General features: G+C 74.2%; 6 protein-coding genes. 1 reads left to right on the top strand and 5 read right to left on the bottom strand.

What is annotated here, in order from left to right; translation table 11 throughout:
- Positions 1-138: 138 nt before the first annotated feature.
- The 5 genes from ACFXOZ_RS41790 to ACFXOZ_RS41770 all read right to left on the bottom strand — a co-directional run bounded on the left by ACFXOZ_RS41790 (position 139) and on the right by ACFXOZ_RS41770 (position 5460).
- Complete coding sequence (locus tag ACFXOZ_RS41790) at positions 139-843, bottom strand: DUF4232 domain-containing protein (RefSeq protein ID WP_380595289.1); 705 nt, start codon at positions 841-843, stop codon at positions 139-141.
- 172 nt (positions 844-1015) lie between these two features.
- Positions 1016-2743, bottom strand: coding sequence for an ABC transporter ATP-binding protein (locus ACFXOZ_RS41785; RefSeq protein ID WP_380595287.1), 1728 nt, complete (start codon positions 2741-2743; stop codon positions 1016-1018).
- A 39-nt stretch (positions 2744-2782) separates the two neighbouring features.
- Positions 2783-3043, bottom strand: a complete 261-nt coding sequence (locus ACFXOZ_RS41780; RefSeq protein ID WP_380532772.1) for a lasso peptide biosynthesis PqqD family chaperone — start codon at positions 3041-3043, stop codon at positions 2783-2785.
- A gap of 81 nt (positions 3044-3124) precedes the next feature.
- Entirely contained in the window at positions 3125-3559 is a 435-nt protein-coding gene (locus tag ACFXOZ_RS41775; protein WP_380397781.1) for a lasso peptide biosynthesis B2 protein, read from the bottom strand.
- Positions 3556-5460: an asparagine synthase-related protein gene (locus tag ACFXOZ_RS41770; RefSeq protein ID WP_380595285.1), complete on the bottom strand. Its 1905-nt coding sequence runs from the start codon at positions 5458-5460 to the stop codon at positions 3556-3558. The genes ACFXOZ_RS41775 and ACFXOZ_RS41770 overlap by 4 nt, the downstream gene beginning before the upstream one ends.
- A gap of 400 nt (positions 5461-5860) precedes the next feature.
- Between ACFXOZ_RS41770 and ACFXOZ_RS41765 the strand changes: the two genes are divergently transcribed.
- Positions 5861-5998, top strand: a complete 138-nt coding sequence (locus ACFXOZ_RS41765) for a hypothetical protein (RefSeq protein WP_380397777.1) — start codon at positions 5861-5863, stop codon at positions 5996-5998.
- The last annotated feature ends 99 nt before the right edge of the window (positions 5999-6097 follow it).

Genomic DNA, 6097 nt, shown 5'->3' with positions numbered 1-6097 from the left:
TGGGGCCGGCGCGGCGGGGGGGTGGGGGCGGGCCGGGGGCCCCCCGGGGCGCGGGTGGGGCTCCCCGGGCGCGCCCCACCCGCCCCCGGGGGGCCCGGCGGCCCGCGGCCCCGGCCCCCACGAACGCACAGGAGAGGCTTAGTTGGGAGCGGAGGCCACGGAGGCGACGGCCTCGGCCAGGGTGGCCCGGTACATGCCCATCGAGGGGTTCAGGACCTTGGCGTCGGCCCCGAGCGGGAAGTTCTGGATGCTCGCCAGCGGCATGTTGCCGTCCTCGTCGTCGGCCAGCACGTTGACCTCGTTGATGCCGGGGGTGGTCCCGGCGGTGGCACCGCTCGGGTCGAGGTCGAGCACCACGTAGGCGGTCTTGCCCGCCGCGACGGTGTACCGCATGGTCCCGGCGGCGAGGATCGGCTTGAGGTTCTTGCTCTGGTCGCGGGTCGCGGAGTTGCCCAGGTCCACACCCGGCGTGGCGCTCAGGGTGCACGCGCCGCCGCCCTTGTTCTGCACCTCGATCACCCGCTGGCTGGGCGCGCCGGAGCGGGCCGACAGGTGGATCGAGAGGTTCTGGACGTCGCACGGGCCACCGGCCGCGCCCCCGGAGCCGGACTTGGTGCTGCCGCCGGACGGCGCGTGCGTGGTGGGCCGCGCGCCCGTGCCCGTGGTGGGCGCGCCCGCCGGGGCCGGACCGCCCACCGTCGGCTTCGCGGCCACCGTGTTGCTCGCGGAGGGCGCCGGCCCGGCGGCCGTGTCGGTGTTGTCGGGCCCGCAGGCGGTCAGCGCCAGCCCCGCGCCGGCGAGAACGGTGGCGACGAGCAGCGGACGACGGTGGCGGACGGACATGGTGGCTCCCCGATGACGGTGTGTGCTGACTGCTTGGAACACTCCACAAGACGTCGGCCCACCGGATTCGGTGGCACCTCCGGCGTCACAATCACCAGGACATGACAGGGACGGGACTGTGACACGCGTTCGGGGGCGGGCCGGTTGACAACCCCCTCCCGGTGATGATCAGTCAGCCTGGCCGGTGGTGGCCCGCGAGCTGCCGGAAGTCCGGGTGGCCGTGGAAGAGTTCGGGGTAGGTGCCGGTGGCGGTGGCGGTGCCGTCGGAGAGCATGACGACGGTGTCGGCCGCCTCGATGGTGGACATCCGGTGGGCGATGACGAGGATGGCGCACTCCTCCCGGAGGGCGTGCAGGTTGAGCGTCAGGGCGGCCTCGTTGGCCGGGTCGAGGTGGGCGGTGGGTTCGTCCATCAGCAGCAGCCGGGGGCGGGCCAGGAGGGCGCGGGCGATGGCGACGCGTTGCCGTTCGCCGCTGGAGAGGCGTACGCCGCGTTCGCCGACCTCGCTGTCGAGCCCGTCCGGCAGGCGGTTCACCTTCCCGGTGAGGTTGACCAGGTCGAGGACCTGCCGGAGCCGCTCGTCGGTGGCGTCCGGCGCGGCGTAGCGGAGGTTGTCGCGCAGGGTTCCGTGCAGGATCGGGCAGTCCTGTTCGACCCAGCCGAGGTGGGATCGCCACTGGGCGAGGCCGAGGTCGGCGGCGGGCTGCCCGTCGATCCGCAGGCTGCCGCTCCAGGGTTCGTAGAAGCGGTTGATCAGGGCGAAGGTGGTCGACTTCCCGGCCCCCGACGGTCCCACCAGGGCGACCAGCGCGTGCTGCGGCACGGTGAGGGAGAGCCCTTGGAGGACGGGGGCGTCCGGGCTGTAGCCGAACCGCAGGTCGCGCAGTTCCAGCGCGGGCGCCGGCCCGCGGCCGGCGGGGCGCGGCGGGGTGGCACGGCCGGGCCGGGCCGGGGTGTCCTCCTCGACGGGGAGCGCGTACACCTCCTGGACGCGTTCCACGGACCCCTTGGCCCGGTTCACCGAGGCGATGCCCTCCATCAGTTCGGTGACGGGGCCGGTGAGTTGGGAGGCGTAGAGCAGCATCGCCACCAGGGCGCCGAGCGACAGGGCGCCCTGGTCGACCCGGGCCGTGCCGAACAGCAGCACCAGGATGAAGGCGGCGTTGATGGCGAGTTGGGCGGTGGGGGCGACCACGGCGGTGAGCCGGGCGCTGCGCACCGCGGCGTCGTAGGCGCGGTGCGCGAGGGCGTCGAGGTGGTCGATCTCCCGCTGCTCGGCACGGTTGGCCCGGACGGTGCGCAGCGCGGACAGGGCGCGCTCCAGTCCGGCGGAGATCGCGCCCACCGCGGTCTGCAGCGCCGTGGAGGTGCGGCCGATCTCGGCCGACAGCCGGTTGATCACCAGGCCGCAGCCGAGCAGCACCCCCAGGATGAGCAGCATCAGCAGCGGGTCCAGCACGAACATGGCGACGACGCTGCCCAGCGCGACGCACAGGTTGGTGGCGATCTGGACCGAGACGTGGGTCAGCGCCTCGCGCAGCACGACCACGTCCGTCGAGGCGCGCGCCATCAGGTCGCCGACCCGCTGGCGGTCGAAGGCGTCCATCCGGACCCGCAGCAGGTGCGCGGTCAGACCGGTGCGCAGGCCCAGCACGAAGCGCTCGCCGGTGCGTTCCAGCAGAAAGGTGGCGCAGGCCCCGATCAGTGCCTGGGTGAGCAGCAGCAGGACGAGGACGGCGCACGGCAGCAGCAGCGGTCGGTGCGAGGTGACGGCGTCGACCACGCCCTTGGCCGCCAGCGGCTGCGCGACGCCGACTCCGGCGGCGGTCAGGGTGAGCAGCAGGGCGGCGCCCAGGGCGCGTCGCCGGCCCCTGGTGAGGGTCCACAGCTGGCGGAGCATCGTACGCACGTCTCCCTTCGTGGGGCGTCGGGTGCTCGGTCAGCCGGTCTCGACGAGGCCGGAGGTGCGCAGCCGTTCGGTCATGGCGGTCAGGTCCTGGCGCGCCTGGGTCGGCGCGATGGCGAAGTGGTCGGCGAACTCCTCGGCGACCTGGTCCAGGGTGCTGCCGTCCAGCAGCCGTTGGAGCGCGTAGGCGCCGGTCTGGTTGAGCTGCCAGTAGTGCCCGGTGCGCCGGCTGAGCAGCACGGCGCCGTCGTCGGTGTCGGTGGACACGGTGTGGTCGGTCAGGCGGAGCGTCATGGTCGGGGCCTTCTCCGGATGCGTCGGGGTGGCGGGCGGGTCGGGGCCGGTGCGGGCCGGGACGGCGGGCGGGTCGGGCCGTCAGGCCGTGCGCGCCGGCTGCTTGGGGGCGACGGTGACCAGCGGCCGGAAGTAGCCGTCGGGGTAGGGCTCGTCGATGACCCGGCCCTCCGCCTCGACCCAGGCGTGGGCGGCGAAGGGCGTGGTGCGCACGCCGGCCTGCCAGGTGGGCCAGGCGCCCCTGAACCGGCAGAGCAGGGCGGTGGCGATGGAGCGTTGGAGGCAGTTGTGCACGGCGCAGCGCAGGCTGACGGCGACGACGGCGGCCCGGGCCTCGGAGGCCTGGGCGGCGGTGCCCGGGCGGGCGCCGGTGCTGAGCACGCCGAGGACGGCCTGGAGGCGGTCGGGCCGCAGCGTGGACAGCGGCCGGGCGACGGCCACGGCGGCCAGCGGCAGCAGGCGCCGGTGCAGGGGCAGCCGGGTGCGGGCCCGGAGGGCGTAGGGCGGGCTGGTCACGGATTCTCCTCGGGGTGGGGTGCGCGGCCGGGGCGGCCGGTGCCGCTGAGGGTCCGCTCGGTCGATGCGGCGGGCGCGCCGGGGCGGGCGGCGAACGCGCCGGGCCGGGCGGCGATCTCCCGCAGCCACAGCTCGGCACCGATCGTGGCCTCCAGTTGGGCGGACCAGACGTCCTCGGTGCGCGGGGGTGTGATCAGGGTGGTCCGGAGCCGGTCCGGGTCGATCAGGCCCAGGTGCGCCAGCCGGGAGTCCTCGAACAGGTCCAGCAGGTCGGGGACGTGTTCCTGGAGGGCGCGGTCGACGGGCTCCTCGCAGTCGCCCTTGGTGGTCCGGTCGAGGATCGTCCCGGGCACCAGCCCGCGCATCGCGGTCGCCAGCACGGGCTTGAACTGCCAGGGGCTGTACCGCTCGTGGGGCCGGACGGCCAGCACGGCCTCGACCACCCGGTCGTCCAGGTACGGGAGTTCCAGCGGGAGCCCGGAGGCGGTGTACTCGCGGCAGACCAGGCGCAGCACCGGGCCGGCGCTGCGCAGCGCGGTGAGGGCCTCGTGCTGTCCCCGGTCCCGGGCCAGCGGGACGATCCGGTCGGCGACCTCGTGGAAGACCCGCTGGGTGGTGCGCACCGCGTCGCCGGTGGCCCAGGGCGTGGCCGGGAGCCGCTCCCCCCAGCCGAGGGCGGGCCCCCGGGACGGCGGGGCGGTGCGGGCCAGGTCGTCGGCGCACTGCCGCCACCAGGTGCCGAGGTCTCCGCCGCGCAGCAGCCCGGCGAGGCTGGGCAGCAACGGCCAGCTGTTCAGGGCGCGGTGGGCGCTGAGCTGGCGCCAGGCGGTCACCGGCCGGTGGCGGAAGAGCGTGCGCAGGTAGGCGGCCCCGCCGGTGAACAGTTCGTCGGCGCCGTGGCCGGCCAGGTGCCGGGTGGCGCCGTGGTCGACGAGGTGGCGGATCCCGTACCGGATGGCGTTCATGCCGCGGGTCGCGGCGCGCGGGGCCTCGGTGTCGACCGCCCAGTACGGCGGGGAGAACACTGGCGGGGCGTCGGTGTCCGGCACGCTCAGGTGCTGGGCGCCCGGCAGCAGGCGGGCGGCGTGGGCGGCGTACACCGGGTCGTCGTTGATGGCGCTGCCGCCGGTCCAGCAGAAGGTCAGCAGGTCGGGGTGGTGTTCGGCGGCGAGGAAGCACAGCGAGGTGGAGTCCATGCCGCCGGAGAGGTCGGCCGACAGCCGCCCGTCGGGCCGGCGCAGGGCGACCGCCTCGCGCAGCCGCTCGCGCACTCCGGCGGCCCCGGGGTCCAGCGGGAGGTCGGGCTCCGGGGGCTGCCACCAGCGGACGTCCCGGGCGGGGCCGGCGGTGGGCAGCAGCAGGCAGGAGTCGGGGGCGACCTGCCGGACGCCGCGCCACCAACTGCGTTCGCCCAGCGGGGCGAAGAGCATGCCGTACGTCACGCTCGCGGCGATCAGGTCCTCGTCCGGTTCGGCGCCGGTGAGCCCGGCGAGCACGTCGGCCCGGTCCGCGGCGATCGGCACGCCGTCCACGAGGGCGGTGTACACCGCCCTGGTGCCGGTGACGGTGCCCTGGAAGCGCACCCAGCCGTGGGCCGAGGCGATCACATGGGTGTTGCCGGGGAGGCTGCGGGCGAGCGCGTCCAGGTCGGACAGTTCGCGCACCGTGCGGGTGAGGGCGTCGAGGCGGTCCTGCCCGACCGGGCTCAGCCCGTGGACCGCGACCCGGACGGGGCCGGCCTCGGACACCACCAGGTCCTCCGGCGACCACGACCCGGCCAGCCAGGGCCGTCCGGACGCGTGGGCGACGGACCGTGGTGCCGTGTCGCCGAGTCGGCGATGGACCCGGGCGCCGTCCGGGGAGTCCGGAAGGACCACCAGGTGGTCGTTGAGCGACTGCACGAGCCCACCCCCAGGTGTCACGGCGGCGTGGGTGCCGCCGGTTCTCCGGAACCGTGCACCACCGGGGGAAGGCGGCACAACCGGGCAAGGTCCACTTCCCCCATGGATCACGCCATTCACCCACCGAAAGAAGCAGGATGATTGTCGTTCCATCACATTCGAACGTCGCCAAGAAAGCGTTTGGCATGGACACTCCTGTTGCCACAGTTCACTTCTGTGTCCCAACTACCTTTCCGGCCGATCCGGCCGAAAGACGTTCCGTCAGCGATCCACCTGCGGAAACGTGAATTTCCCCGTCATTGGCCGGATCTGACGATGCAACTGGACACTCCCGGCGGCCAGCGGTCCCAATGGAGGCACGCCATCCACAGGCTTCGGCCTCGATGCAGAGGAGAGAACCATGGCCAAGAACATCCAGCTGCCCAAGCGCTACACCCCGCCCACGGCCGCCAAGGTCGGCGACTTCAGCAAGGACACGGACGGCACCATCTACACCAAGAAGGACGCCACGACCCTGGGTTTCAAGAAGCCGCGCTGACCTCGGCCTAGGGCCTGTCCGGCGGATCTTGGCAGATCAGCGCGCGGCGTTGGGCGCCCGGCTGGGCGTGCGCCCGAGTCGGCCTCGTACTGGACGTAC

Origin of the sequence: Kitasatospora sp. NPDC059160 (genome assembly GCF_042755465.1) — a bacterium.
GTDB lineage: Bacteria > Actinomycetota > Actinomycetes > Streptomycetales > Streptomycetaceae > Kitasatospora.
The sequence above is the reverse complement of the archived record's forward strand: the minus strand, read 5'-3'. Positions and strand labels throughout refer to the sequence as shown.

What these genes read in the sequence shown, in the direction of transcription:
- ACFXOZ_RS41790 (WP_380595289.1), bottom strand. Translation starts at nt 843, where the DNA reads ATGTCCGTCCGCCACCGTCGTCCGCTGCTCGTCGCCACCGTTCTCGCC.
- ACFXOZ_RS41785 (WP_380595287.1), bottom strand. Translation starts at nt 2,743, where the DNA reads ATGCTCCGCCAGCTGTGGACCCTCACCAGGGGCCGGCGACGCGCCCTG.
- ACFXOZ_RS41780 (WP_380532772.1), bottom strand. Translation starts at nt 3,043, where the DNA reads ATGACGCTCCGCCTGACCGACCACACCGTGTCCACCGACACCGACGAC.
- ACFXOZ_RS41765 (WP_380397777.1), top strand. Translation starts at nt 5,861, where the DNA reads ATGGCCAAGAACATCCAGCTGCCCAAGCGCTACACCCCGCCCACGGCC.